At 69.4% G+C, this 24,081-nt stretch carries 23 protein-coding genes and 1 pseudogene; 17 read left to right on the forward strand and 7 right to left on the reverse strand.

Going from position 1 to position 24,081, the window contains the following annotated elements; translation table 11 throughout:
- The first annotated feature begins 4 nt into the window (after nucleotides 1-4).
- From manD to ACU6P3_RS14890, 4 genes are all read left to right on the forward strand, one after another.
- Nucleotides 5-1,213, forward strand: a complete 1,209-nt coding sequence (gene manD / locus ACU6P3_RS14875; RefSeq protein ID WP_447197517.1) for a D-mannonate dehydratase ManD — start codon at nucleotides 5-7, stop codon at nucleotides 1,211-1,213.
- Between the two features lie 23 nt (nucleotides 1,214-1,236).
- On the forward strand, nucleotides 1,237-3,015 hold the full coding sequence (locus ACU6P3_RS14880) for a mannitol dehydrogenase family protein (RefSeq protein ID WP_447197518.1): 1,779 nt from the start codon (nucleotides 1,237-1,239) through the stop codon (nucleotides 3,013-3,015).
- 147 nt (nucleotides 3,016-3,162) lie between these two features.
- On the forward strand, nucleotides 3,163-4,647 hold the full coding sequence (locus ACU6P3_RS14885) for an MFS transporter (RefSeq protein WP_447197519.1): 1,485 nt from the start codon (nucleotides 3,163-3,165) through the stop codon (nucleotides 4,645-4,647).
- Nucleotides 4,644-5,732, forward strand: a complete 1,089-nt coding sequence (locus ACU6P3_RS14890; RefSeq protein WP_447197520.1) for an L-idonate 5-dehydrogenase — start codon at nucleotides 4,644-4,646, stop codon at nucleotides 5,730-5,732. Before ACU6P3_RS14885 ends, ACU6P3_RS14890 begins: the two co-directional genes overlap by 4 nt.
- A gap of 331 nt (nucleotides 5,733-6,063) precedes the next feature.
- On the opposite strand, the gene ACU6P3_RS14895 is transcribed toward ACU6P3_RS14890, so the two are convergent.
- Nucleotides 6,064-6,759, reverse strand: a complete 696-nt coding sequence (locus ACU6P3_RS14895; RefSeq protein WP_447197521.1) for a lytic polysaccharide monooxygenase auxiliary activity family 9 protein — start codon at nucleotides 6,757-6,759, stop codon at nucleotides 6,064-6,066.
- 237 nt (nucleotides 6,760-6,996) lie between these two features.
- Complete coding sequence (locus ACU6P3_RS14900) at nucleotides 6,997-8,109, reverse strand: NAD(P)/FAD-dependent oxidoreductase (RefSeq protein WP_447197522.1); 1,113 nt, start codon at nucleotides 8,107-8,109, stop codon at nucleotides 6,997-6,999.
- 253 nt (nucleotides 8,110-8,362) lie between these two features.
- On the opposite strand from ACU6P3_RS14900, the gene ACU6P3_RS14905 reads away from it, so the two are divergent.
- From ACU6P3_RS14905 to ACU6P3_RS14920, 4 genes are all read left to right on the forward strand, one after another.
- Complete coding sequence (locus ACU6P3_RS14905) at nucleotides 8,363-8,860, forward strand: SigE family RNA polymerase sigma factor (RefSeq protein WP_447197523.1); 498 nt, start codon at nucleotides 8,363-8,365, stop codon at nucleotides 8,858-8,860.
- Nucleotides 8,853-9,290, forward strand: a complete 438-nt coding sequence (locus ACU6P3_RS14910) for a hypothetical protein (protein ID WP_447197524.1) — start codon at nucleotides 8,853-8,855, stop codon at nucleotides 9,288-9,290. The genes ACU6P3_RS14905 and ACU6P3_RS14910 overlap by 8 nt, the downstream gene beginning before the upstream one ends.
- A 227-nt stretch (nucleotides 9,291-9,517) precedes the next feature.
- On the forward strand, nucleotides 9,518-10,789 hold the full coding sequence (locus ACU6P3_RS14915; protein ID WP_447197525.1) for a mannosyltransferase family protein: 1,272 nt from the start codon (nucleotides 9,518-9,520) through the stop codon (nucleotides 10,787-10,789).
- Nucleotides 10,790-11,226: 437 nt separating this feature from the next.
- Nucleotides 11,227-11,634, forward strand: a complete 408-nt coding sequence (locus ACU6P3_RS14920) for a (2Fe-2S) ferredoxin domain-containing protein (RefSeq protein WP_447197526.1) — start codon at nucleotides 11,227-11,229, stop codon at nucleotides 11,632-11,634.
- A 21-nt stretch (nucleotides 11,635-11,655) separates the two neighbouring features.
- On the opposite strand, the gene ACU6P3_RS14925 is transcribed toward ACU6P3_RS14920, so the two are convergent.
- Both ACU6P3_RS14925 and ACU6P3_RS14930 read right to left on the reverse strand, forming a co-directional pair.
- A complete protein-coding gene (locus ACU6P3_RS14925; protein ID WP_447197527.1) occupies nucleotides 11,656-11,802 on the reverse strand; it encodes a four-helix bundle copper-binding protein in 147 nt (48 codons plus the stop codon).
- On the reverse strand, nucleotides 11,751-12,284 hold the full coding sequence (locus ACU6P3_RS14930; protein ID WP_447197528.1) for a DUF4396 domain-containing protein: 534 nt from the start codon (nucleotides 12,282-12,284) through the stop codon (nucleotides 11,751-11,753). Before ACU6P3_RS14930 ends, ACU6P3_RS14925 begins: the two co-directional genes overlap by 52 nt.
- 911 nt (nucleotides 12,285-13,195) lie before the next feature.
- Between ACU6P3_RS14930 and ACU6P3_RS14935 the strand changes: the two genes are divergently transcribed.
- Both ACU6P3_RS14935 and ACU6P3_RS14940 read left to right on the forward strand, forming a co-directional pair.
- A complete protein-coding gene (locus tag ACU6P3_RS14935; protein WP_447197529.1) occupies nucleotides 13,196-13,963 on the forward strand; it encodes a hypothetical protein in 768 nt (255 codons plus the stop codon).
- 168 nt (nucleotides 13,964-14,131) lie between these two features.
- The gene (locus ACU6P3_RS14940; protein ID WP_447197530.1) at nucleotides 14,132-14,707 is read left to right on the forward strand and encodes a hypothetical protein; all 576 of its coding nucleotides are present in this window, start codon (nucleotides 14,132-14,134) and stop codon (nucleotides 14,705-14,707) included.
- A gap of 37 nt (nucleotides 14,708-14,744) precedes the next feature.
- Here the strand turns inward: ACU6P3_RS14940 and ACU6P3_RS14945 are convergent, their stop codons facing one another.
- Both ACU6P3_RS14945 and ACU6P3_RS14950 read right to left on the reverse strand, forming a co-directional pair.
- Entirely contained in the window at nucleotides 14,745-16,541 is a 1,797-nt protein-coding gene (locus ACU6P3_RS14945; protein ID WP_447197898.1) for a DUF7380 domain-containing protein, read from the reverse strand.
- Nucleotides 16,542-17,004: 463 nt separating this feature from the next.
- A complete protein-coding gene (locus ACU6P3_RS14950) occupies nucleotides 17,005-17,433 on the reverse strand; it encodes an NUDIX hydrolase (RefSeq protein ID WP_447197531.1) in 429 nt (142 codons plus the stop codon).
- A gap of 57 nt (nucleotides 17,434-17,490) precedes the next feature.
- Between ACU6P3_RS14950 and ACU6P3_RS14955 the strand changes: the two genes are divergently transcribed.
- The 6 genes from ACU6P3_RS14955 to ACU6P3_RS14980 all read left to right on the forward strand — a co-directional run bounded on the left by ACU6P3_RS14955 (nucleotide 17,491) and on the right by ACU6P3_RS14980 (nucleotide 21,343).
- Entirely contained in the window at nucleotides 17,491-18,267 is a 777-nt protein-coding gene (locus ACU6P3_RS14955; protein WP_447197532.1) for a GntR family transcriptional regulator, read from the forward strand.
- A 420-nt stretch (nucleotides 18,268-18,687) separates the two neighbouring features.
- Nucleotides 18,688-18,951: a DUF6284 family protein gene (locus tag ACU6P3_RS14960; protein WP_447197533.1), complete on the forward strand. Its 264-nt coding sequence runs from the start codon at nucleotides 18,688-18,690 to the stop codon at nucleotides 18,949-18,951.
- A complete protein-coding gene (locus tag ACU6P3_RS14965; RefSeq protein ID WP_447197534.1) occupies nucleotides 18,948-19,838 on the forward strand; it encodes a DUF2637 domain-containing protein in 891 nt (296 codons plus the stop codon). Before ACU6P3_RS14960 ends, ACU6P3_RS14965 begins: the two co-directional genes overlap by 4 nt.
- Complete coding sequence (locus ACU6P3_RS14970) at nucleotides 19,838-20,209, forward strand: RRQRL motif-containing zinc-binding protein (protein WP_447197535.1); 372 nt, start codon at nucleotides 19,838-19,840, stop codon at nucleotides 20,207-20,209. Before ACU6P3_RS14965 ends, ACU6P3_RS14970 begins: the two co-directional genes overlap by 1 nt.
- The gene (locus ACU6P3_RS14975; protein ID WP_447197536.1) at nucleotides 20,179-20,541 is read left to right on the forward strand and encodes a DUF6251 family protein; all 363 of its coding nucleotides are present in this window, start codon (nucleotides 20,179-20,181) and stop codon (nucleotides 20,539-20,541) included. The genes ACU6P3_RS14970 and ACU6P3_RS14975 overlap by 31 nt, the downstream gene beginning before the upstream one ends.
- A 265-nt stretch (nucleotides 20,542-20,806) precedes the next feature.
- The gene (locus ACU6P3_RS14980; RefSeq protein WP_447197537.1) at nucleotides 20,807-21,343 is read left to right on the forward strand and encodes a hypothetical protein; all 537 of its coding nucleotides are present in this window, start codon (nucleotides 20,807-20,809) and stop codon (nucleotides 21,341-21,343) included.
- On the opposite strand, the gene ACU6P3_RS14985 is transcribed toward ACU6P3_RS14980, so the two are convergent.
- Nucleotides 21,317-22,554, reverse strand: a protein-coding gene (locus ACU6P3_RS14985; RefSeq protein ID WP_447195309.1) for an IS3 family transposase whose coding sequence is annotated in 2 segments (ribosomal slippage) — nucleotides 21,317-22,222 and nucleotides 22,225-22,554 — 1,236 coding nt in all. Because the reading frame shifts where the segments join, the coding sequence is not laid out codon by codon here. The two genes, ACU6P3_RS14980 and ACU6P3_RS14985, sit on opposite strands and share 27 nt — an antisense overlap.
- 72 nt (nucleotides 22,555-22,626) lie before the next feature.
- Between ACU6P3_RS14985 and ACU6P3_RS14990 the strand changes: the two are divergent.
- Nucleotides 22,627-23,883 (forward strand): annotated as a pseudogene (locus ACU6P3_RS14990) (tyrosine-type recombinase/integrase); the annotation flags it as partial.
- Nucleotides 23,884-24,081: the final 198 nt, after the last annotated feature.

Here is a 24,081-nt window from a genome sequence, read left to right on the forward strand (position 1 = left end):
ATCTGTGAGCACGATCGAGCGCGCCGAGGTGTTCGTCTCGTCCCCAGGACGGACGTTCGTCACCCTGCGCATCACCACGTCGGACGGCGTCACCGGCCTCGGCGACGCCACGCTCAACGGCCGCGAGCTCGCCGTCGCGAGCTACCTGCGCGACCACCTCGTCCCCCTGCTGATCGGCAAGGACCCGGCGCGCATCGAGGACATGTGGCAGTACCTCTACCGGGGCGCCTACTGGCGCCGCGGCCCCGTCACGATGACGGCGATATCCGCCGTCGACACCGCGCTGTGGGACATCAAGGGCAAGGTGGCCGGCCTGCCCGTCTACCAGCTGCTCGGCGGCCGGTCGCGCGACGGCGTCATGGTCTACTCGCACGCGAGCGGCACGGACGTGCCCTCCCTGCTGGACGACGTCGAGCGGTATCTCGACCTCGGCTACAAGGCCGTGCGCGCGCAGGCCGCCGTCCCGGACGTCGGCGGTACGTACGGGGTGCGCAAGGGCAAGGTCTACGAGCCCGCCGCGAGCTCGCTGCCCGACGAGCAGCCCTGGGACACCGAGGCGTACCTGCGCTTCGCCCCGACCTACCTCGAAGCCGTGCGCGAGCGCTTCGGCTTCGGCTTCCACCTCCTGCACGACGTCCACCACCGGCTCACGCCGCTGGAGGCGGCCCGCTTCGGCAAGTCGGTCGAGGACTCCCGGCTGTTCTGGATGGAGGACCCGACGCCGGCCGAGAACCAGGAGGCGTTCCGGCTGATCCGGCAGCACACGACGACCCCGATCGCGGTGGGCGAGGTGCTGAACTCGATCTGGGACGTCCAGCACCTGATCACCGAGCAGCTGATCGACTACGTACGCACCACCGTCGTGCACGCGGGCGGCATCACGCATCTGCGCCGGATCTTCGACCTGGCCGCGCTCTACCAGGTCAGGACCGGTTCGCACGGGGCGACCGACCTCTCGCCGGTCAGCATGGCCGCCGCCGTGCACATCGACCTGACCGTCCCGAACTTCGGCGTCCAGGAGTACATGGGGCACCCGGACGAGACCGCCGAGGTCTTCCACAGCGGCGTGACGTTCGCGGACGGGATGCTGAACCCCTCCGAGGAGCCCGGCCTCGGGGTCGAGTACGACGAGAAGGCCGCCGAGCGCTTCCCGTACCAGCCCCGGTACCTGCCCGTCGCACGGCGCCTCGACGGCTCCGTGCACGACTGGTGACCTCCGTGAGCACCATGGATCCCATGCACCACGCACGCCCTGTGCGCCCGACGGGCGACGTACCCGGCACGCCCGCCTCGGACGACGGGGAGGCCACGCCCCCCGCCCGCGCCACGCCCGGCCACGCCGCACTCAGCCCCGCCGCGCCTGGCGGCGCCATACCTGGCGGCGCCACGCTCGGCCTCGCCACGCTCGGCCGGATCGCGCCGGAGCTGCGCCCGGCCGTCGACCCCCGGGAGCTGCGGGCGCGCGTCGTGCACTTCGGCCTCGGCGCGTTCCACCGGGCGCACCAGGCGGTCTACACCGAGAACGCGGCGGCCCGCTCGGGACAGCCGTGGGGCATCGCCGCCGTCGCGCCGCGCTCGGCCCGCGTGGTGGAGGCGCTGCGCGCCCAGGACTGCCTCTACTCGGTGACCTCGCTGACCGGGACCCGCCCCTCGCCCACGGCCACCCGCGTGGCCGGAGCGGTCGTGGAGGCGCTGGGGATGCGGGCGGACGCCGGGCGGATCGACCGGCTGTTCGCCGACCCCGAGGTCGGCGTCGTGACCCTGACGATCACGGAGAAGGGCTACCACCGCCGCCCCGACACGGGCCGGCTCGACACGGCGGCACCGGAGGTCGCGGCGGATCTCGCCGTGGGGCTCGGGACGGGTCGTCCCGGTGCGGGACGTCCCGGTGCGGGTCGTCCTGGTACGGGTCTCTCGGCGGGTGCCTTTGCGGATCCCGCGGCGGGTCTTTCGGCGGGGGCGGCTCCGGGCGGCACGGCCGGTCTCCGGACGGTCGTCGGGCGCGTCGCCGCCGGCCTCGCCGTCCGAATGCGCTCCTGCGGTGCGCCGATCACCCTCGTCTCCTGCGACAACATGGCCGCCAACGGCGCCGCGCTGGAAGCGGTCGTACGTGACTTCGTCGACGCGTCCTCGTGGCCCGACCGGCGGGCCCTCCTGGACTGGATGGCGGTCTCGGTCGCCTTCCCCTCGACGATCGTGGACCGTATCGTCCCGGCGACGACCGACGCGGACCGCGCGGCGGTCCGGGCCGGGCTCGGCGTGGACGACGGCGTTCCGGTCGTGGGCGAACCGTACCGGCAGTGGGTACTGGAGGACTCCTTCGCCGCTCCCCGGCCGCCGTGGGAGCTGGACGGCGCGCTGTTCGTACCGGATGTCGTGCCGTACCAGCTGACCAAGTTGCGGCTGCTCAACGGCTCCCACTCGGCTCTCGCCTACCTGGGCGCGGCGGCGGGGTGCACGACCGTCGCCGACGCGCTGGCGACCGACTGGGGCGAGCGGCTGGTCCGGGCGCTGTGCGCCGAGGTCGCGGCGACGCTGCCCGCCGGCGGGCCGGACCCGGTGGCGTACGCCGAGGACCTGGTCGAGCGGTTCCGCAATCCTGGGATACGGCACCTGCTCCGGCAGATCGGCTCCGACGGTTCGCTGAAGATCCCGGAACGGTGGCTCGACGCGCTCCGCACCCTGCGCGCCTCCACCGCCGGTACGGCACCGGCGGACCCGGCCGCCACCACGAGCACCCCGATGCTGGAGCTCGCGCTCGCCGCCTGGGCGAACGCCACGCGCCCGGCGGACGACGGCGGACAGCTGTTCGGTACGACGGATCCGGCGGCACCGGCGCTCGGTGCCTGCTGGCGCGGGGTGCCGGACAACGAGGAGGGCCGCGGGGAAACGGTCCGCCGGCTGCTGGGCGTACTCGGCGCGGCCGATCTGGCCGAGGACGACGCGCTCGTGTCCGGGGTCACCGCCCGGCTCCCCGGGCTGCGTGCGGGCCGTATCGAACTGACCGACCGCTGACCCCCACGCGCCGCACACCGGCTCCTCTCTTTCCCACCCGCTCCCTCCCCTCCGCCCCATCCACCCTTCGCCACCACCCCCCACCGAACACCTCAAGAGCCAAAAGGCACCAAGCACCAAGCACGGTCCCGAACAACGGAGTTCACGATGACGGACACCACGCGAGCGGAGCCCACGGGCGTCGCGACACGGACGACCCGCGACCTCACCAAGGCCGCCGTCTCCGGGTGGCTCGGCACGGCGATGGAGTTCATGGACTTCCAGCTCTACTCGCTGGCGGCCGCCATCGTCTTCAACAAGCTTTTCTTCCCCGACGTCAGCCCGGCCATCGGCCTGATCGCCGCCATGGCGACCTACGGCGTCGGGTACGTCGCCCGGCTCGCCGGCGCCCTCTACTTCGGCCGGATGGGCGACCGTCTCGGCCGCAAGAAGGTCCTGTTCATCACCATCCTGCTGATGGGCGCCTCCACCACGCTGATCGGCGCGCTGCCGACGTACGCGACGATCGGCATCCTCGCCCCGATCCTGCTGGTCGTCCTCCGGCTGGTGCAGGGCTTCGGCGCCGGCGCCGAGATCGCCGGCGCGACCGTGATGCTCGCCGAGTACGCCCCCGCCAAGCGGCGCGGGCTGATCTCCTCGCTGGTCTCCCTGGGCACCAACTCCGGCACTCTGGCGGCGTCGGGACTGTGGGCGATCCTGCTCGCGGTCCTGAGTGAGGAGCAGCTGCTGTCCTGGGGCTGGCGGCTGCCGTTCCTGCTGAGCTTCGCGCTCATGATCTTCGCGGTCTGGCTGCGGCGGAACCTGAAGGAGAGCCCGGTCTTCGAGGAGCGCCCGGACGTCGTGGACGGTGTCGCGATGTCCCGGGACGAGATCGAGTCGGTGGTCGAGTCCGCGGGCGAGGCCGCGCGCCCGGCGTCGGGCACGTCAGGCACGTCAGGCACGTCAGGCACGTCAGGCAAGGCCACACCCCCGGCCGCCGCCCCCCAGGACACCAAGAGCGTCAGCGTCCTGGAGGCCGGCGTACGCCAGCGCAAGGGCAAGGCGTTCTTCCTCTCCCTCGGACTGCGCTTCGGTCAGGCCGGCAACTCGGGCCTGATCCAGACCTTCCTCGTCGGCTACATCGGCACCACGCTCGGCGTCGACAAGTCGGTCCCGACGGACGCCATCGTGTACGGCTCGCTGCTGGGCTTCGCCGTCGTCCCGCTGGTCGGCATGCTCGGTGACCGCTTCGGCCGCCGCCCGATGTACATCGCGCTCACGCTGCTGACCATGGTCCTGGCCTTCCCGATGATGCTGCTCATCACCTCGGGCAGCACGATCGGCCTGATGTTCGGCATGGTCCTCGGCCTCAACGTGGGCGTCCTCGGCCTGTTCTCGCTGGAGAGCGTCACGATGGCCGAGCTGTTCGGATCCCGTACCCGGTTCACCCAGCTCGCGCTGGCCAAGGAGATCGGCGGCATTCTCGCCACGGCCATCGGCCCCGTCATCGCGGCGACGCTGACCGCCGTCACCGGCAGCTGGTGGCCGATCGCCGCGATGCTCGTCGTCTACTCGCTCATCACCCTGGTGTCCGCGCTGCTCTCCCCCGAGACCCGCGGGCGCGACCTGGTCCGTCTGGAGGACGCGGCATGAGGGCGGTCGTCGTACACGGCCCCGGCGATCTGCGGATCGACGAGCGCCCGGACCCGGTGCCCGGGCCCGGAGAGGTGCTGCTGGCGCTGGAGTGGGGCGGGATCTGCGGCTCCGACGTCGCGTACTTCAAGCACGGCGGGTCCGGTACCGCGACGCTCCGGCACCCGCTGGTGCTCGGGCACGAGGTGGCCGGCCGGATAGCGGGTACGGGCCCCGGCGTCAGCGGCCTGGCAGCAGGTCAACCCGTCACCGTGCACCCGGCGGAACTGGTCGGCGACGGGCGTCTGCCCGACCGGCTCGCGGGCCGCACGAACCTCTATCCCCGGGTCCGCTACTTCGGCTCGGCCGCCTTCGACCCGCACACGGACGGCGGTTTCAGCGAGTACCGGGTGGTCCGCGCGGCGCAGGTCAGGGCGCTGCCCGAGGGCGTGAGCACCGAGCAGGGCGCGCTGGCCGAGCCGCTCGCCGTGGCGATGCACGCCGTGCGCCGGGCGGGCGCGGCCGGGGGCCTCGCGGGCGGAGCCTCCGACGGCCGGGCGGGCGACCTGCGGGGAAGGACCGTACTCGTCAACGGCGCGGGCCCGATCGGGTCGCTCGTCGTGGCGGCGGCCAAACACCGCGGTGCCGCCACGGTGATCGCGGCGGACGTCTCGGCGGCCTCGCTCGCGGTCGCCCGGGCGATGGGCGCGGACGAGACCGTCGACGTCGGCGACGGCACGGCTCTCCCGCGCGACGTCGAGCTGGTCTTCGAGGCGTCGGGGGCCCCGGCCGCACTGGGCCCGGTCCTGCGGGCGACGGCCCCGGGCGGCACCGTGGTCCAGGTCGGCAACCTGCCGGGCGCGGCGGTCGCCGCGGCACTCGGGGACCTCGTCACGCGGGAGATCACCTGGATCGGCTCGTACCGTTTCGTCGAGGAGATCGACGACGCGCTCCTCGCGATGCGGGACGGCCTGGACGTCTCGCCGGTCATCAGCCACCGCTTCGGCCTGGAGGAGGCGGCGCGGGCGCTGGCGACCGCCGCCGACCCGGCGAGCGGCAGCAGCAAGGTCATGCTCCGGCTCGGAGCCGCGCCCGGGGGCAGGTGACACCCCACCGCGGGGGACGGTGCCCTCACCCGCGAAAGAGGGTGCCGTGCAATCCGCGTCCGGCCGGGCAGCGCGCCCGGCCGGAATGAATCCGGTCCCCGCGGGCGGGTCGCGCCCGGGGGGACCGGTGGTCGTCGGGTCGGGGGATCAGGCGCGTCGCGTACGTGGGAGGTGACCGCGTGCGCGACGCGCGGCCGGGAGGTGAGTCGCCGTCAGGCGACCCGGCGGGGGTGGCTCGGCGGGCGACTCTGTCCGGCTTCACGACTCGGGCTCAGGCTCGAACTCGGGCTCAGGCTCGAACTCAAACTAGAACTCGAATTCGGACTCGAACTCAGACGAAGTTCACGTCACTGCACAGGAAGTACGTCTGGTCCATGTGCGACGCCTGCCAGATCGTGTAGACCACGTGGCGTCCGCTGTACCCCGACGTGGAGACGTCGATGTTGTAGTTCTGGCTGGGGGCGTACCTGTCGGTGCGCTTGACCAGCTGCATGTCGCTCCACTTCAGCGCCTGCTTGCTGGGGTCGACGCCCTGGCGGCTGACGTAGACCAGGAAGTAGTCCGCGCCGTGGCTGGCCTGGTCGTAGAGCTTCACCGTGAAGTTGCCGCGGATGTCCGTGGTCTTCCACGCGCCGACGGTGTCCAGCGAGTTGTAGCGCCCGCCCTCGGTGCGACCGCCACTGCAGAGCTGACCGTCCGGGACGGCCGCGGGGAAGTTGCCGGCGGAGCCGTTGCGGTAGAGCCCGTTCCAGTTCCACATGGCGTTCGGGTCGGCCTGCCACGCCTGCCAGCACATGGGGTCGAGCTGCGCCATCGCGGGGTTCTGGAAGTCACTGCCCCAGCGCTGCCAGCAGCCGTAGTTGCGCGAGGCCGGGTCGATGACGGACCCGTGCGCGGAGGCGGTGCCGACCGAGGTCACCGAGGCGACCAGGCAGAACAGCGCCACGGATAACAGACTGACGAAGTGCGACAGCCGACGGGGTCGTGCCCCGCCGCGCGCACGCTTGTTCCGATCATGACAATGCATGGTATCTCCATCTCCGGGTGTGGGGGATCCGGTATGGGAGCGCTCCCATATTACCGCCGCGTTGCGGACCGGTACAGCCTCCGCGCTACGCGAATCGGGGGAAGCGGTCGGGCCGGACCGGCCCCTGCGGGCCACCGGGCCGACCGCTCCCGGACAGCGGCGCCGGTGGCAGAGGCCGACAACGACGCACGGACCACCGCCCGGACAGCTCGCGGGCGTCCGCGCGAAGAGGGCGCCCTACGCGGAGAGAACGTCGCCGGCCCGCCGGGCGGCGACGGCGAGGCGGGTCTCCTCCTCGACCAGGTCGGCGTTGACGGCTCCCGCCGCGCGGGCCCCCGCGGCGGCGGAACCGATCACCTGCTCCACCACGTTCGCGAGGTTGCCTGCCACCCACACCCCCGGTACGGCGGTCCGTCCAGTGGCGTCGGCCGCGACGTAACTGCCGATCACGGCTCCGCCCACCTCCTGCACGACGGGTTCCAGACCGAGGCCGGCCAGGAGGCCGGCGCGGGCGGTGAACCGCGGCGCGACGACCAGGGCCCGGCAGTCGAGCACGGCGCCGGACGCCAGCCGTACGCCCGTCAGCCTGCCGTCGCCGTCCTCCCGCTCCAGCGCGGCGACCTCTCCGTCCACCACCGCGATGCCACGTGCGGCCAGCCGCTCGTAATCGTCGTCGCCCGGCTCGGGAGCCGTATGGAGGAAGAGAGTGACATTCTCGCTCCACTGCCGCCACAGCAGAGCCTGGTGCACCGCCAGGGGCCCCGTCGCCAGCACGCCGATCGCCTGGTCGCGCACTTCCCAGCCGTGGCAGTAGGGGCAGTGGAGGACATCCGTTCCCCACAGTTCGGCCAGACCGGGCACCTGGGGAAGCTCGTCCACCAGGCCCGTGGCCACCAGCAGCCGTCTGGCGCGGACCGCGTCGCCGTCCGCGAGCCGGACGGTGAACCCCGCCGCGCCCCCTTCGACCGCCGTGCCCCGCCCGGCCACCGACTCCCGCCCGGCCACCGCTTCCCGCCCGGCCACCGCTCCCCGCCCGACCGCCGAGTCCCCTTCGCCCGCCGCGTCCTGTTCGACGGTGACCACCCGGCCCTGCCTGATCTGTACGCCGTAGGCCCGCGCCTCCTCGCGTCCGGCCGCCAGGAGTTCACCGGGAGGTGTGGACTCCCGGCCGAGGTAGTTGTGGACCCCGTCCGCGGGGGCGTTGCGCGGCTCGCCGCCGTCGATGACGAGCACCGACCGCCGGGCCCGGCCCAGGGCGAGCGCCCCGCCCAGTCCGGCGGCACCTCCACCGATCACCACCACGTCGTAACCCCGGCCACCGCCGTCCGGCAGGCCGTCGGCGTTCCGCATTGCGGGTATTGCGGGTATTGCGGGCATTGTGGGCTCACTCATGTGCGCCACCTCCTCATGACCGCAATGTGCGCCCACCCGCCCCCGGACGACAAACTTCTTTGCCGCTATGGCAAGCTCCGGCCTGACCGGACGAGCACCGGGGCGATTCGGTTCTGTGACAACCCTCACGCCGCTTCCCCGGTCCTCCGTGTCGACCGAATACTCCTTGCGGGGCGTATGTCGGGTGTGGCGAGAGATCCGGGAGTGGCTGTTGACCGTCGAGGAGTTCGAGGAGTTCTACGCCCAGACGGTCGCGCGGCTCACGGGGCAGCTGTACGTGATGCTCGGTGACCTGTACGAGGCACAGGACGTCGTACAGGAGGCGTTCGTCAAGGGCTGGAGCCGGCGACGGCAGATCGACCGGGAGGGCCGGCCTGAGGCGTGGATCCGCACGGTCGCCTGGCGCCTGGCGGTGAGCCGGTGGCGGCTGCGGCGACGGAGCGCCGACGCGTGGAAGCGCAGCGGTGCGCCGCCGCACGTCGCCGGACCCGAACCGGAGCAGGTCGTGCTGGTCGAGGCATTGCGCGAGTTGCCCGCCCAACAGCGCCGCACCCTTGCTCTGCACTACTTGTGCGATTTGACCGTTGACCAGATAGCGGGCGAGACAGGCTTGTCGGCGAGCACCGTCAAGACGCACCTGAGCCGGGGGCGCAAGGCGCTCGCCCACCGTCTGGACAACCCGAGTATGGAGGAGGCGCCCGGTGTCTGAGCCCCAGGACCCGCTACGGTCCCTGTTCCGGCAAGCGGCCGACGCCGGGCGGAGCAGGGCCGTGACCGCGCCGGCCGCCGCCATCATCGAACGCGGACGCCGGGAGCGCAGGCGTCGCGTCGGCGCGGTGGTGGCGGTATGCCTGGCGTTCGGCGGCGGGGCGGCGACCGCCACCGCGTTCCTGCCCGGCGAGCCGGTGTCCGCGGGCCCGGCCGACGGCCCCGTCCCGAGCGGACCGTCGGAGACCGGCCCGTCGCCCGGGCCCAGCGCCTCCAGGAGCTCTCCCACCCCGGACGGCACGGTCCCGGCCTCGGCCTCGGCCTCGGCCCCGCCCCTGCCCCTGCCCCCGCCGTCGAGCACGGGCTCACCGAGCGGATCGTCGAGCAGCGGATCAACGGGTACGCCGGGCACCGGCCCGCCGGACACCTGATCTCCGTGAACCGGTTCACTGGACAACGACTCGCCGGACGCCGACCGTACGTCCACCACGTCACCGTCCTGACCAAGCCCTGCCCCAGGCCCTGACCCGAACCGCTCCCCCTCTTTCCCCCGCACTCGCTCTCCCCGAATCCGCGGACCGCCATCGGCCGGCCCGCCGCCCGACACCCGCCGCCCGACACCCGCCGCCCGCCGCCCGCCGCCCGCAAGGAGTCCGACATGCCCGCCATGCCCCCCGATCTGCGTGAGCGCACCCCCGCAGCCAAAGGCACCGAGAAGCGGGCCCGGGCCCTTCGCCGCACCCCGAACCCGGCCGGACAGGCGCCTCCTGTGCGGGAGGGGCTGCGCGGCCGGCTGGCCTGGCGCCCGAGCCCGGCCGACCGGGAGGTCCTCTGGCTCTATCTGCTGACCCGAATATCCATATGGGTGACGGCCTACTGCGCCCGCTGGCTGTTCCCCTCCAACTCGAAAACCCGGGAATCCGGCCCGGTCCTCACGCCGTTCGAGCACTGGGACTGGGTGCACTTCCTGGGTATCGCGCGCGACGGCTACTTCCCCGACCAGGCAGGGCCCTGGCTCCGGGAGTGGGACAACCGGGAGGCCTTCTTCCCGGGCTTCCCCCTCACGCTGCGCGCGGTCCACGTCATCGTGCCCAACTGGACGCTCGCCGGCCTGCTGATCTCCTTCGTCGCCGGCGCCGTCGCCGTACTGGCCCTGGCCCGTATCGCCCGGCACCACCTGCCCGACGCCGGGGCGGGACAGCGCACGGTCCTGTTCTTCCTGCTCTCCCCCTGCGCCGTCTTCCTCGCCGTCGGCTACAGCGAGGCGCTCTTCCTGGCGCTGGCCCTGCCCGCCTGGCTCGCCGCGCAACGCGCCCACTGGCCCCTGGCCATGACACTGGCCGCGCTGGCCACCGCCGTACGCGTCAGTGGCCTGTTCCTCGCCGCGGCCCTCGCCACGCACTTCCTCCTCACCCTCCGCACCACCCGGAACTGGCGCCAACTGCCCTGGCTGGCCCTGCCCGCGGCCCCCGCGTTCCTCTACAGCTGGTACCTGCAGTCCCACACCGGCGACTGGATGGCCTGGAAGCACGCCGAGGAGCGCGGCTGGTACCGCACCTTCCACACCCCCTGGGAAGCCTGGTCCAACACCTGGCGCAACGCCTTCGACCAGGCCCAGAGCACCGGGTACGCCTTCATGTTCCAGGCCGAACTCGCCGCGATGCTCATCGGTCTGGCACTGTTCGCGCTGCTGGCGTGGAAACGCCGCTGGCCCGAGGCCGTCTACATGGGACTCAGCCTGTGCGCCCTGGGCACCTCGTACTGGTACACGTCCATCCCCCGCGCCGGCCTCCTGTGGTGGCCCCTGTGGATCACCCTGGCCGCCTGGAGCCTGCGCAGCCCCCGCGTCAAAACCGCCTACCTCTGCCTGGTCGCCCCCGTGAGCACGGTGTTCGCCCTGGCCTTCCTGACGGGCCGCTGGACGGGCTGACGTACGGAGGGGATCAGCGCGCCACGACGGCGACCGTGACAGAGGCCGGGCCACCTGATGCGGGACATGATCGCCTCCCCGGCAGGACACCCCTTCCGCATGGGTCGTACCGCCCGGCAGCGCCGACCGTTGAGCAGGCCGGTCGCCCCGCCGGCCTCGCCCGGTGGGGCGAGACCCTGCGGAGACGGGACAGAGGTGTGCGGTACCCATTCATGTCCGAGGGCGACGCCAGGTCCCCGCCGCACGCGGGGTCCGACCCGGGTCCCCGCCACGCGGGCCACAGCGCCCGGCAGTAGGCTGCGAGGCCGTGACCTGATCGGCACGCTCCCGCTGCCCCTCGGCGTCGCCGGACACGAGGGCTCCACCGTCATGGTCGGCCTCAACGGTCCGCGCCTGCCGCGCGAGGCCGCCCGGCCCCGATTCCCCAAGGACACCGTGTGAACAAACGCGACCGTCGTGCCGCCCCCGGGCCGGGGGCGGCACGGCCCACCGTCACCATCTGCCGCGGCTGCTGCTGCGGCACTCCCAAAGTCCCCGGCCTCGATCACACGGCCCAGCTCCGCGAACTGCGCCAAGCCCTCGACGCCACGGCCACCGTACGAGTCGTCGATTGTCTCGACGCGTGCGAGCGCGCCAACGTCATCGTCGTCCAGCCCTCCGCCGAGGGCCGTGGAAACGGCGGGCGGCCCGTCTGGCTCGGCCTGGTCAACGACCCCGACGCCACCGCCGACATCACCACGTGGGTCAAGGGCGGTGGACCGGGCGTCACCGACCCGCCCGACATCCTCGACTTGTACGCCTTCCAGCCCTCGCGCCGCGTCCGCGCGGAACTCCACGACGAGTAGCGAGCGCCGCGCCCTTGCGCGTCAGCCAAGGCTCAGCAGGAGCTCGCCGCAAGCCCGCTCGCACGAACGGCACGCCTCGGCGCACAGCCGGCAGCGCTCGTGCGTGACCGAGGAGTTCAGTGGTAGGCGTGGACGACGGCATGGCCTTTGCCGCGGCCGATCATCCACTTGTTCACCGGTGCGGTGATCAGGAACGCCACCACGAAGCCACCCAGCAGTGACGACCAGAACAGCCCCTCACTCAGGTGAGCGTCCATCGCCCCGGGCACCAGCGCGATGATGCCGTTGTCGACCAGCTCCATCACGGCGATCGACACCGTGTCGGCGGCCAGCGCCACCTTGAGCGCGGCTGTGAAGTCCAGGCCCGCCCGGCGGACCGCGAAGAGCGTGAACGAGTAGCCGAAAACAAACGCCAGCACGATCGCGGCCGCCATCGTCCGACCGTTGCCCCACGCCAGCGCGGTACCGATGACCATGCCGAGGATCTCACCGAGGGCGCACCCCGTCAGGCAGTGCAGGGTCGCCTTCGCGGCCATCGGCCAAGAGGCCCCTTGATGGTGGGTTTGCCCCTTGTGCGCGCCGTGGCCCCCGGGACCGGCGTGCGCGGCATACCCGTGGGTTTCGGTGTGGTGGTGCGCGCCGTGATCCATGACCGTCCTCCCCGACTTCCATCCCGTACGGGAGACCGTTCCCGGCCTCCACACAAGCAACCATATACCCCCTAGGGGTATTACTCCAGGAGTGTTCCGCGGCTCCGCCCCCCTGACGGACGAGCGCCCAGGTGCGACTGGCGTCGGCGGACCGGTAGGCGGCGTCGGTGCGGTCGGCGGCACTCTCGCTGCCGCGAACCACGCCCGCGCCGGGGGGCCGCCCACAACTCCTGCGGGCGGCCGGCATGCGCCGCGAGGTCGAGGAGCAGCTATCGGGCGCCTTGTCCCAGGCGGTCCCGTCGACCGCACCGGCCCACACCTTCCCGCTCCGGCTGTCGTAGCCACCGGCCTGACGCTCCGTATCCGATAGATGGACCCGACGGCGCTGGAGGACCGGGCTGCCCACCTGGAAACAGAACACGCCCAGCGCGCCCGGCATTTGTCTCAGCCTCTCGGCCACGGTTCGGTCTCGCCTACCGGCACCGCTGTCCTCGCTGTCCACCGCGAGGAGCGGTCCGCCGGGGGCCCTTCGCGCCCGGGCAGACCACGAGTGCCCGATTGACCAGGATGCCAAGGTCAAAAAACACAAGGAACCCCAGGTCAGAGGTCCGACCTGGGGTTCACCATGGAGCCGCCTTCGGGATTCGAACCCGAGACCTACGCATTACGAGTTGTCCGATCTTGGTCCGTGATCGTCCACGCGTGTCCTGGGGAATCGAATGTGTGCAGGTCAGGCCGTAGCCAAACACCCAGGGACCTACTTGGACTGCCCTGGAAAACGCCACGAGTGAGACCGCGACTGAGACCACCGACGTCGCACCAGACCGCTTCCAACTACCCGACATGGCACGCCCGTTGTCAGTCCCCGCCTCTATGGTCCGTAGCAGGCCTGCCGAGTGGAGGAGGACCCCGTGGCCGAGGAGCCTCACAGGAAGTACGACAACACCACCATTGCCGCGCTCATGACCCTAGCGCGGGGCGGCTGCTACGCCCCCCGCTGTGGAGCACCGACGGTGCGCATCATCGACGGCAAGCCCGTCCTCAACTTGGACATCGCCCACATTCGCGCTCTGAAAGCGGGTGGGAAGCGGTACGACCCCTCGTGGAGCGTGGAAGACAGGAACAGCTTCGCCAACCTGCTTCTGCTGTGCAACGTGCACCATAAGCGAGTAGACGGCGTGGACGGCGAGAAGTACACCGTTGACATTCTTCAAGGATGGAAGCGCGTTCGCGAAGCCGAGGGCCAGGACGCCCTCGCAGGGCTGAGCGGTCTGACCGAGGCCCGACTGGTCGCGATGATCCAAGAAGCGCAGGAACAGTACGTCGATCGGCTGGCTCCGGTGCTGGGCACACTCGCGGACCGGGTGCCAGAGTTGTCGTCGCTCCTCAAGGTCCTCAAGTCGGATCTCGAGCGCATGCAGGGGCGTGCGCCTGGTGTTTCAGAGGACACGGCCTGGATGGTCTACGAGGCCAGCCGAAACTTGGCGCATCTGCAGGACAACGCGCCGTTGCTGATGGACGCGGGAGACGACCTCGCGCACCTGCAAGACAATGTCCACTTGCTAACCTCCGCCGCTCAGGCCTTGATGCGCATGGCAGACCTGCCAGCTTCTCTCAACAACGCAGCCGACAACATCCGGAGTGCTGCGGCTTCCCTCTCGGACGCGAGGAGGTACTGAGAAGGCAAGAGCCCGCCCCTCAGCTCCGCAGAGCCTGCCTTGGGTCAAGGACACGAGCATTTTCCGGACGTTGTCCACACGGCTCAGTGGATCACTGCCTACTTGGGCAGACTGACTGACGTAGAGAAGCCACCTTGAGCGCCATCTGGCGTTGAACTGGGGGAACTTGTGATCGTCCGGCATTACCTTGGCGAAGATGGCGAACTGGCTCAGTACCTCACGCGCCAGCTCAACACTCCACTGGACTGGCCCGAGGAGGGAGATCTGAACACTGAGCACGTCGCGAACATCGCTGCTGCAGCAGCCTGCGACGTCTCATACGACCAAGCGGCCAACGGGCACCTGGTCGACCTCTTCTCCGCCCTCCCTCTGCCAGGCACCCCCGAAGGGGATGAGTTTTGGGATGCCCTCAGGCGTGTCGGAGATGAGGCCGCTTTGTACATCGATCCGGCCAACGCGGGCGGCCCCTTCTTCAAGTACCTGATCGACGGGAACGAAGGGGGCATCGCCGGCCGTGTGCTCAGCTTCCTGGGAGAGCTCGACGACCAGCAGCGCGACGCCGTGGCCGAAGTGATCGGAGGCGCGCTGGACCACAACACCTTCGTTGCAGGTGGTCGGTACCTCGGGAAGCTGTGGCTGCGTGACGCCGAGACCTCCGCCTGGCACGTCTTGCTTGCCAGCCGCAAGACGTACGAGACGGAGGACGACCGCAAGCGATTCCTCGAAGCATGGGGCAACGCCTAAGCGCAGTTGCAGCCAAGGCGTGCCCAATAACGTCACGTCACCGAAGGAACTCTCTCCGCGCGGCCCGAATGGCACTTATGCCCCGCTGCCACCAGGAGCGCGGAGGAGCTGCAATCGGGTTGCCCAAAGCAGCCCTGACAACCTCGCTGTCGCGGTTCACTGAATCTTCGGAAGCAATGAGGACGAGTAGGGCACACGCCCGCAAGGCCAAGGCCGCGGTTTCGCGATTGACGTCGTCAATGTAGCCATGCGCCGTGAGATTGCGCACGTTCTCGCCGTCATTCAAAAGGAAAGTCCTGAGGAAGCGTTCCCAATCAGGATCGAACCCATTTTCCACCAACGGCTCAAGCAGCGCACCGAGTCCAGGAAAAACGCCGACTGCATCACCCACCGCAGCCCTGTACATCGGCTCGTTAAGCTCCAACAAGAGGGCACGAGCAGCCGCCTCAACCTTCGGCACAGCAAGGTGCACGGCGGCTGCAAACTCGCCCACCCAGTAGAGCAGTAGAGACTTAGCCAATGTTCGCGCCATTATTGGATGCGCACCCGCTTCGACCAAGCGACTCTCCACCTCAGCAAGCGAGGGAATGCCAAAGCGAAATTTAATTAGATCCAGTGCATCCGCCAGCAAAAAACCATGGAGATGGATACCGATTGTCTCCACCTTAACAAGCTCGTGCTGAAATGCATCATCATCCCCGGCTAGCACACGCTTAGGGAGATCCTTACTACCGAATACGATAGTAGTCACGAGCCTGCCAAACACTGACTTATTCAGCACATTGCGTGCCGTCGCCTCATTAGTCTTAAGAGATCCGCTGGGGGCGTCCGTATTGAACCACAACCCAAGAGCGTCATCCCAAGATTCAGCTCTCCTGTAGGGTCGAAGAAAGTCTCGAAAGAATGCATTCGGAAGCTTGAACTCGGTTGGGATGCTTTTCCATTTCACCGGAGGTGCAGACTGGAGGCGCGAGACGGCGATTGCCTCCAGGTCCGGCAAATTGAGCTGACGCGCCTTTGAAGCCGCATCATTCAAGTGGGCCCTTACAACGAACGCTTCCGTAGCCTTATCGGCGTCATTCAAATATGCCTTAACCTCGACTTCGCTGGCATGCTGAACCCGCATTGCATCTCCAGCGGCTCTCCTGCGGACAAGCGAGGCCAGCTCACCTACCGTGCGGGTGTCGGAGTAGGTCAGCAAGGCCTTGTCGAGCAAATCATCCATCCGGGAGTCCGGCAGACTCCCTTTCTTCCTACGCTGAGGCGCTGTGAGGGCATCGAGCAGATGAACAACCACATATGGATCGTCTTGACGATCCAGCGCTGCGTCCACCATGTCCAACATGGCGGACGACACTCGGGGCATCAACGCAGAGAGTCCCACTGCCCGGACCAATCCCCAAGCTCTAAGCAATCCGTCGCACTGCTCACTGAGGTGAAGGCTTCCTCTGGCCAACTCCAAATAGGCCTGCACGGCAGTTTCGGCAGCCTCGTGGGGCTTCGCCAGTCGCAGCGTGAAGACGATGTCAGCGCACCGCGCCCTAGCCATAGGATGCGTCACCGAAGCCGCGAGTGAAGTCCAGAGGGCGCGCACATCCTCATCTGCATCGCGAAGGGCCCGCGGATAGGACGGTCCCTCCAGCGGAACAAGATCAGCGCCCGGTTGCGCAGAACCAAGAGGATGCGGAGCGAGAGTATATGTGAAGGTGATTGTCAATTCTCGAATGGATGCGTCATCCAAGGGGAGGTTCGCATCCTTCGCGAGCTTTGCCACTCGGAGGCTCGCTTCGCGGGTATCACCTACCCCTTCGCACGCAGCATCAGCAAGCTGCACCAAGGCAGGGAGCATGGAGGAGTCATGCTTGTACGGAACGACGTTTTTGGCGAAAGGTGCGTCAGCGGCGTGCACTTCCCCGACGGGATTTGGACCATCGCTCGCGCTACCGCTATCAGACATGCCACCCCTCCTTGAACGGGCCCCTTCTCCACCAGATGACGAGTCTGGCAAAGCCAAGGAGCCCCAACTCCGAACTCGCTACCAACCTTCCACTTACACATAACGAGTCGCGGACTTCTGATTCTGCACGGAAGAGTGTACGTCGCTGCGGCGGGTCTGACTCGGGTTTTTACGAACGCCACAGCGCCCTTCAGCGTCGTCAACGCGTCACCGCCGAACGCCATCGCGTGGCCATCAATCGCTCCAAGCGGAAGCGAATTAATCTCTCCAGCCGGGTCCGGCTTACAGCGGACCAGCCAGCGAGCCACCAGTTGGCGACTGTCTGCTGCCTCCACGCGCGTCAGAGAGATGCGATCAGGTGCCGACCGTCGTGCGCGCGAACGTGGGGAGCGCCCGCAGGGCCCAGGGCGTCAAGGACGCGCACCGCGTAGACCTCGCCCATCCACTTCTCTACCTCTTCGGGGGTCAGCCATTTCACAGCAGTCGACTCGTTGGACGTGCGCTCTGCTCCGCCGACCTGGCGGCACCGAAAGACCAAGGCCACGACACCCCGGTTCATGTTCTTGTAGACGCCCGTCAGACGCTCGATGGAGACGCGGACGCCTGTCTCTTCGAGCACCTCCCGAACGGCTCCGTCCTCAGGCCGTTCGTCCAGCTCAAGGACTCCCCCCGGAGGCTCCCACGTGCCGTTGTCGGCACGCCGGATCGCGAGGACACGGCCGTCATCGCGCACGACTACGCCAGCGACCGAGACCGAGTGAAGCGGCATTGGTACGCCTCCGAGTAGCGTTGCTTATGTACAGGACTCTAGGAGGAACAGTAGGACATGGCCACGACGACCAGAGACTCGGGAAAGCCGAAGTACCTTCAGATCGCTGACGACCTTGTTCAGCAGATCAAGGGGAAGGATCTCCCCCCAGGAGAGCAGCTACCCAGCGAATCCGACCTCATGGAGAAGTACGCGGCCTCCCAAGGAACAGTACGCAAGGCGTTCGCCGAGCTGCGCGCCACTGGGCTCATCGAGACCCGTCACGGCAAGGGGTCATACGTGAAGAGGCGCCCTCCGGTGCGCCGGAAGTCCTCCGACAGGTTCCGTCGGTCGCATCGCGCTGCGGGCAAGGCCGCGTACCTCGCGGAGGCAGAGCAGGCGGGCAGTACACCCAGCGTCAGCGTCCTGTACGTCGGACCGGTCGACGCGCCCGAGGAGATCGCAGAGCGGCTGTCGGTTCCGGCCGGCGCGAAGGTTCTGGCGCGGCGCCGCCTCTACTTCAGCGACGGCATCCCGACCGAGGAAGCCACCTCCTACCTTCCGTGGGACATCGCCAAAGACATCCCGGAACTGTTCGAGGAGAACCCTGGTGGCGGTGGCATCTACGCCCGGCTGGAAGAGCACGGGCACGTCCTGAGCGAGCTGTCGGAGACTGTACGCGTGCGGCTCGCCACCAAGCAGGAGATTGCCGCGCTGAGCCTGAGCCCTGGCTCGCCCATCATCCATCTAACCCGCAACGCCGAATCCGAGACGGGCCGGGTCATCGAGGTCTGCGATACGTTCATGGCCGCTGACCAGTTCGTTTTGGAGTACCGCATCCCCGCGGGCGACTGAAGAACCCTCCTCCCTAGCCCCGGCCCGCCGCAGCAGTTTCACGCGGCGGGTTGACTCATGTACATGAGTTAGGCACTCTCTTACATGTCACTCCTGCACAGGAGTACAGGAGTGAGGTGCTGCCGTGTGCTGCGCCGCTTCGGTCCGGGATGGCTCGCCACTACGAGGGGCCCCGCGTCGGTCGTTGCTTGAGAACTGCATAGGTGGGCCCCGCCTCCCCGAGTCGAAAAGGCGGACCGCGCGACTGGATCGCGCGTCGACCTTCGCGGCTCTCGCCGCGCCGGTTGCCTCCGCTGCTCGTCTCGTACGAGCGGCGCTGAGGGGAGCCGGAGTTACCGACTTCAACGGCGCGCGGCCCCGGTGCTGGAACACCGGGGCCACTGTTCGGGCCGTTGCCACCTGCTAGGGAGAACACGACCCATGGAACACATCGTGACTGTTCAGGACGTTGTTACCGCGTTCGAGCCGTGGATGGAGCCCACGGACGCGGAGCTTGACGCCATCGAGCGCGAGATGCCCGTCATCCGCGCGGAGATGGAGCTGCTGGACGCGCAGATCATCGTCATCGACCGCACGCCGTGCGAACTGGACGAGCGCCGCATCCGCCGTGCCCGCCGGCGCGTGCTCGCCGCGCACCGCAACCACGTCAACGGCGCAAACGGTCAGACCGGCGGTGCCGCATGAACCTGCACCGCAAGGGCCGCGCCGCCCTCGTGCTCGCCCTGGTCGCCGTGGTCGCCATGGCCTTCCGGGTGTCCTGGAACGCCCTGCGCGACATCGCAGGTGCCATCGGCGCCGACGGCACCGCCGCGACGCTGTACCCGTTCGTCGTCGACGGCCTCATGGCGCTCGCGCTGATCGCCACGCTTGTGCTCGCCGGGCAGGACCGCACGTTCGCGCTGCGGGTGCTGGCCGCCTACACGCTCGCCTCGCTCGTGCTGAACTACGTGCACGGCCTGGTCCCGGAGCTGCACGGCCACTCCGTCGGCTGGGGACGACTGGCCGACTGGGCCCCTGCGAACTGGGCGCTCGTGCTGCTCGCCACGTCGCTGCCGGTCGGGTCGATCTACTTCGGCTCGGATCTCGTGGCGAAGGTGCTGCACCACCGTCCCGCCCCGATCACCTCCTCGACCATGAATGCGGAGGAATCAACTGGAACCGAGAGGAATCGGTCTAGTTCTGACCTCGTGGGATCGACCCCGGCGCCGATCACGCCGAACGTGACGGCGCTGCCCCGCGCGGTGGCCGTCGGCTTCCTGAAGTCGAACATCCCCGCCAAGCCGGTCGGGGCGATCGAGCAGCCGACCGTGACGCCGATCGAGCGCCGGGCGGTGGCCGCGGAGTCGAGCCGCCCGCGCCGGGCGACTGGCCGCGTGCCCGAGGTCGCCCGCACCCCGCGCCTGAAGCGGAGCCCGGATGAGCTGCTGGACGAGGCGCGGAAGGCGACGGCCGATTGGCCGGATGCCAGGCTGACCGCCGAGGGCATCCGCCGCGAGGTCCGCACCTCCCCGGCGAACGCTCGCACCCTGCGCGACACCCTGCGCGCCGAACGCGGCCTCCAGGTCGCCTGATGACCACGCTGCCGGTCTACCGGTGGCGGCTCGCCCCGGACGGCTACGCCACCCGTCGCCAACTGCGCGCCGCCGGACTACGCCCCGGCGGTCAAGACGTGGCGGCGCAGGTGGAGCGGCCCCGACGCCGCCGTGACCCGCTGGTCGCCTACCTCTACCGCATCGACCGGGCGAAGCCGGTCCGGCCGATGACCCCGGCGAAGTGGGCGGCCCTGGCCAAGGCCAACGCCGCCCGCCGCATCTGCCCCGAGTGCCGCCGGGATGCGGGATACGTCATCCCCGCCTCGCTCGGCATGTGTCCTGCCTGCGCCTTTCCCGACAACGCCCCGGAGGGTGCGTCATGGAACAGCTCCCCGCACACCGCCCCCTGACCGTCGTCCAACTCCCCGACGGCACCCACGTCTACGCCGACCCCTCCGCCCTGCCCGCACAGCAGCCCGCCGGACCCAAGGTGGTGCACATCCACCAGGCCCCGCCGGACCGCACGGTGCAGCGCGTCGCGCTCGGCTCCGGGGTCGGTGCTGGCGCGGTCGCGGCCGGCGTCTACTTCGGCCCGCTGCTCGTCGGCGCGCTGACCGCCATCGCCGCGAACCTGGCCATGCTCGCGTTCATCGCGCTCGTGCTGGGTTGGTCCGTCGTCACGGTCGTCCGCGCCGTCGGCGACAACGGCAAGAGCAGCAGGCGCGGCCGCAAGGGCCGCTGAACCACCCCGAAGCCGTAGGCGGCCCGCAGGGCGTCTGAAGGGCCTTCCGGGTGGGGTTTGACCCCCGGATGGCCGTTCGACCGCCAGAGGCCCCGTAGCGACGCAGGGTGACGGAAGTTTCCGTTCTCGCGCGCGCACGCGTAGGGGCCGTCTCGGAAACCAGGAAACCGGAAACCTGCTCACTCCGCGTAATACGCACGTGTGGTGACGGGCCGTCGCAGGGCCCGTCACCACCGACCCACCACCCCTTGAGAAGAGGACACTTGTGAGTCACGGACAAGTCTGGCGCACCCACCGCCAGTACGCCGCCACCGCCGCCCGCTGGACCGCCGACCACTGGCGCAAGGAAGCCGAACGCCGCCGCGCCCTGCGCGCCGAACGCAAGCCGCTCGTGCGCGACGCTCGCCGCGCTCTGGCCACCGCACGCGCCATCGACCCAGAAGGCGTCACCCCCATCCGCCACCGCGCGGAGCGCGAGCTGCGCACCGCCAAGCGGCGTGTACCCGACCCCATGTGGCTGTTCGCCACCAAGACCGCCGCCGCGCTCGGTGCCGCCGGGTACGTGTGGCTGCCGCACGTCTCGACCCGCGCGTGGGTGTGGTCGGCCGTGGCCGTCGTCGCGGCCGTCACCGCCCTGTCGGTGTGGATCGCGGTCCGCGAACGTGACACCAGCGGACTCAAGCCCACCGCAGAAGAAAGCGCGCTGCTCAAGCGTCTTCAGCCGCAGCACTGGAAGGGGGCCTTGTCCCGGAGGAGTGGACACCTGTTCGTGTTGTTATGCGGCGAGTGTCAGGGTAGCTGACCGTTGCTCGTAGGCGATCGGTGCCTGCTGTCCGTTCGCTGAGTGTCGTCGGCGGGTGTTGTAGCGGGTGGTCCAGCGGAAGACGGCCAGGCGGCAGGCGCGGGCCCCGTCGAAGCGGCGGGCGCCGCGGAGCGTCTCGCGTTTGAGGGCCGCGTTGAAGCTCTCGGCGAGCGCATTGTCCGCGCTCGTGCCGACCGCACCCATGGACTGTCGCACCCCCAACTCAGCGCATACATCGCCGAATTGGCGGGAGGTGTATTGCACTCCGTGATCGCTGTGGAAGACGGCTCCGGCCAGGCTGCCGCGGGTCGCGGCGGCTGCCTGGAGCGCGTCGGCGACCAGCGAGGTGCGCATGTGGTCGGCGATCGACCAGCCCACCAGGCGGCGCGAGAAGCAGTCGATCACCGTCGCCAGATACAGGAACTGGCCGTCGCCCACCGGCAAGTACGTGATGTCGCCGACGTACTTGGTGTTCGGGGCGGTGGCGGTGAAGTCGCGCCGGAAGAGGTCCGGCACCGGCGTCGCGGACGGTTCGGGCACGGTGGTGACCTGGCGCTTGCGCAGCCGCAGCCCGGCGATGCCGTACTTGCGCATGACCCGTCCGACACGCTTGTGGTTCACGTGCTCGCCCTGGTCGCGCAGCTCGGCGGTGATCCGCGGGCGACCGTAGGTGCCGTCCCATTCGGCGTGCACGGCCCTGATCCGCTCGGCGAGCGCGGCGTCCGCCCGCTCGCGCGCGGCGCGGGCCTGACGGCCGGCCCGCCATTTGTAGAAGCTGGAGCGGGCGACCTCCAGCACGTGACACAACCGCTTCACGCCCCAGGCGCGGTGGTGGTCCTCGACGAACTGGAAGCGGTTGGTCACCAGGTCATCTCTTGTGCGAAAAACTTCGTGGCCTTGCGTAGGATGTCACGCTCGGTGGCCAGTTTCTGGTTCTCCTTGCGCACCGTCGCCAGCTCACGGCGCAGGGCCTCGTTCTCGGCCTGAAGCTCTTCGGCCGTCGGCGGGGAATCCACCGTGTTCTTCTCCGTGCTCGTACTCGTCGTGCTGCCCCCGCCGTGTCGGGCCCGTTCGGTCCGTACCCAGTTGCGCAGCGTCTCCCGGCTGATCCCCAGGTCCTTGCCGACGCCCTCGAAGGTGTGGCCCGGGTCCGACAGGTACAGCGCGACGGCGTCCGCCTTGAACTCGGGCGAGTAGACCTTCATCACCATAAAAGATGCCTCCTACCCGGCCCCTACCGGGGCCGGGCTCAGAGGTGTCCACCACTCGGGGACAGGTCCCCTCTCATCGGCAGCCTGACCGTGGCCGAATGGCTGGACCGGTGGCTCGCTGGCAAGCGCATCCGGAAGTCGGGCATCAGCCGGTACGAGACCGATGTCCGCGTGCACCTCAAGCCGCACATCGGCCATCGGCGTCTCGACCGGCTGCGTGTCAGCCACCTCAGCGACATGTTCACCGCCATCACCGACGCCAACGCCGAGATCCTGGAGCAGAACACCCAGAGGCGTGCGGCGGTCGAGGAGTTGGCGACCGTCCCCTGGAAGGGTGCGGCGAACCGTGCCCGCCGCATGGCCATGAAGGCGGCGATCGACGCGATGCCGCCCTTCCGCCGCGTCACCGGCCCCGCCACGCGCCAGCACATCAAGGCCACGCTCCGCGCGTCCCTCAACGACGCGATCGGGCAGCAGATCATCACGTTCAACCCGGCAGCCCACGTCGAGATCGACCCGGCGCGCAAGCCGAAGGCGCTCGTGTGGACGGACGAGCGGGTCTCCAAGTGGGAGCAGAGCGGCGAGAAGCCCTCGCCCGTGATGGTCTGGACGCCGGAACAGACCGGCGCCTTCCTCGACTTCGTCGCCGAGGACCGGCTGTACGCGATGTGGCACCTGATCGCCTTCCGCGGCCTGCGACGAGGTGAGGCGTGCGGGCAGCCCTGGTCGGAGACCAACCTCGACCGGCACTCCCTCACGGTCACCGGCCAGCTCGTCCAGGACGGCTGGGAGGTCGAGGCGTCCGAGCCGAAGACGGACAGCGGCTTCCGTGTCGTGGCCCTGGACGATGACACCGTCCACGTCCTGAAGCGACACCGCGAACGGCAGGAGGCCGACCGCGCGGAGTGGGGGTCGGCCTGGGTGAACACCGGTCTCGTCTTCACCCAGGAGGACGGTTCCTGGCTCCACCCGGGCAAGGTCACCGATCTCTTCGAGCGGCTCGTCGCCGCCTCCGGCCTGCCGCCGATCCGACTGCACGACCTGCGCCACGGTGCGGCCACGCTCATGCTGGCGGCCGACATCGACATCAAGATCGTGTCGGACACGCTCGGGCACAGCGACACCCGGATCACGCGCGACATCTACCAGAGCGTGCTCCCCCACGTCGGCAAGAGCGCCGCCGAGGCCACCGCCAAGCTGGTCCCCCTCCAGCGCAAGTCCGAGGAGGACAAGGCCCGCAAGGCCGCTGAGAAGGCCAAGCGAGCCGAGAAGGCGAAGGCTAAGGGGAAGAAGAAGGGCAAGGCCAAGAAGGCCGCCCGCAAGGGCTGACAGCCCCTCCGCTCACACAGCGCTCGCGCACGGCGTTCCGGACCCCAGCCACAGCAGGGCCGCATAGGCAGGGCCATGAAAATCCCCGGTCAGCGAGAGTGAGTCCTGGGTTAATCCGAGCCGCCTTCGGGATTCGAAACCTTACGACGACGCTACTTCAGTGTCCGGAATCGATGGAACAGAACAGATTTGACCGAA

Source organism: Streptomyces hebeiensis, from assembly GCF_052983195.1.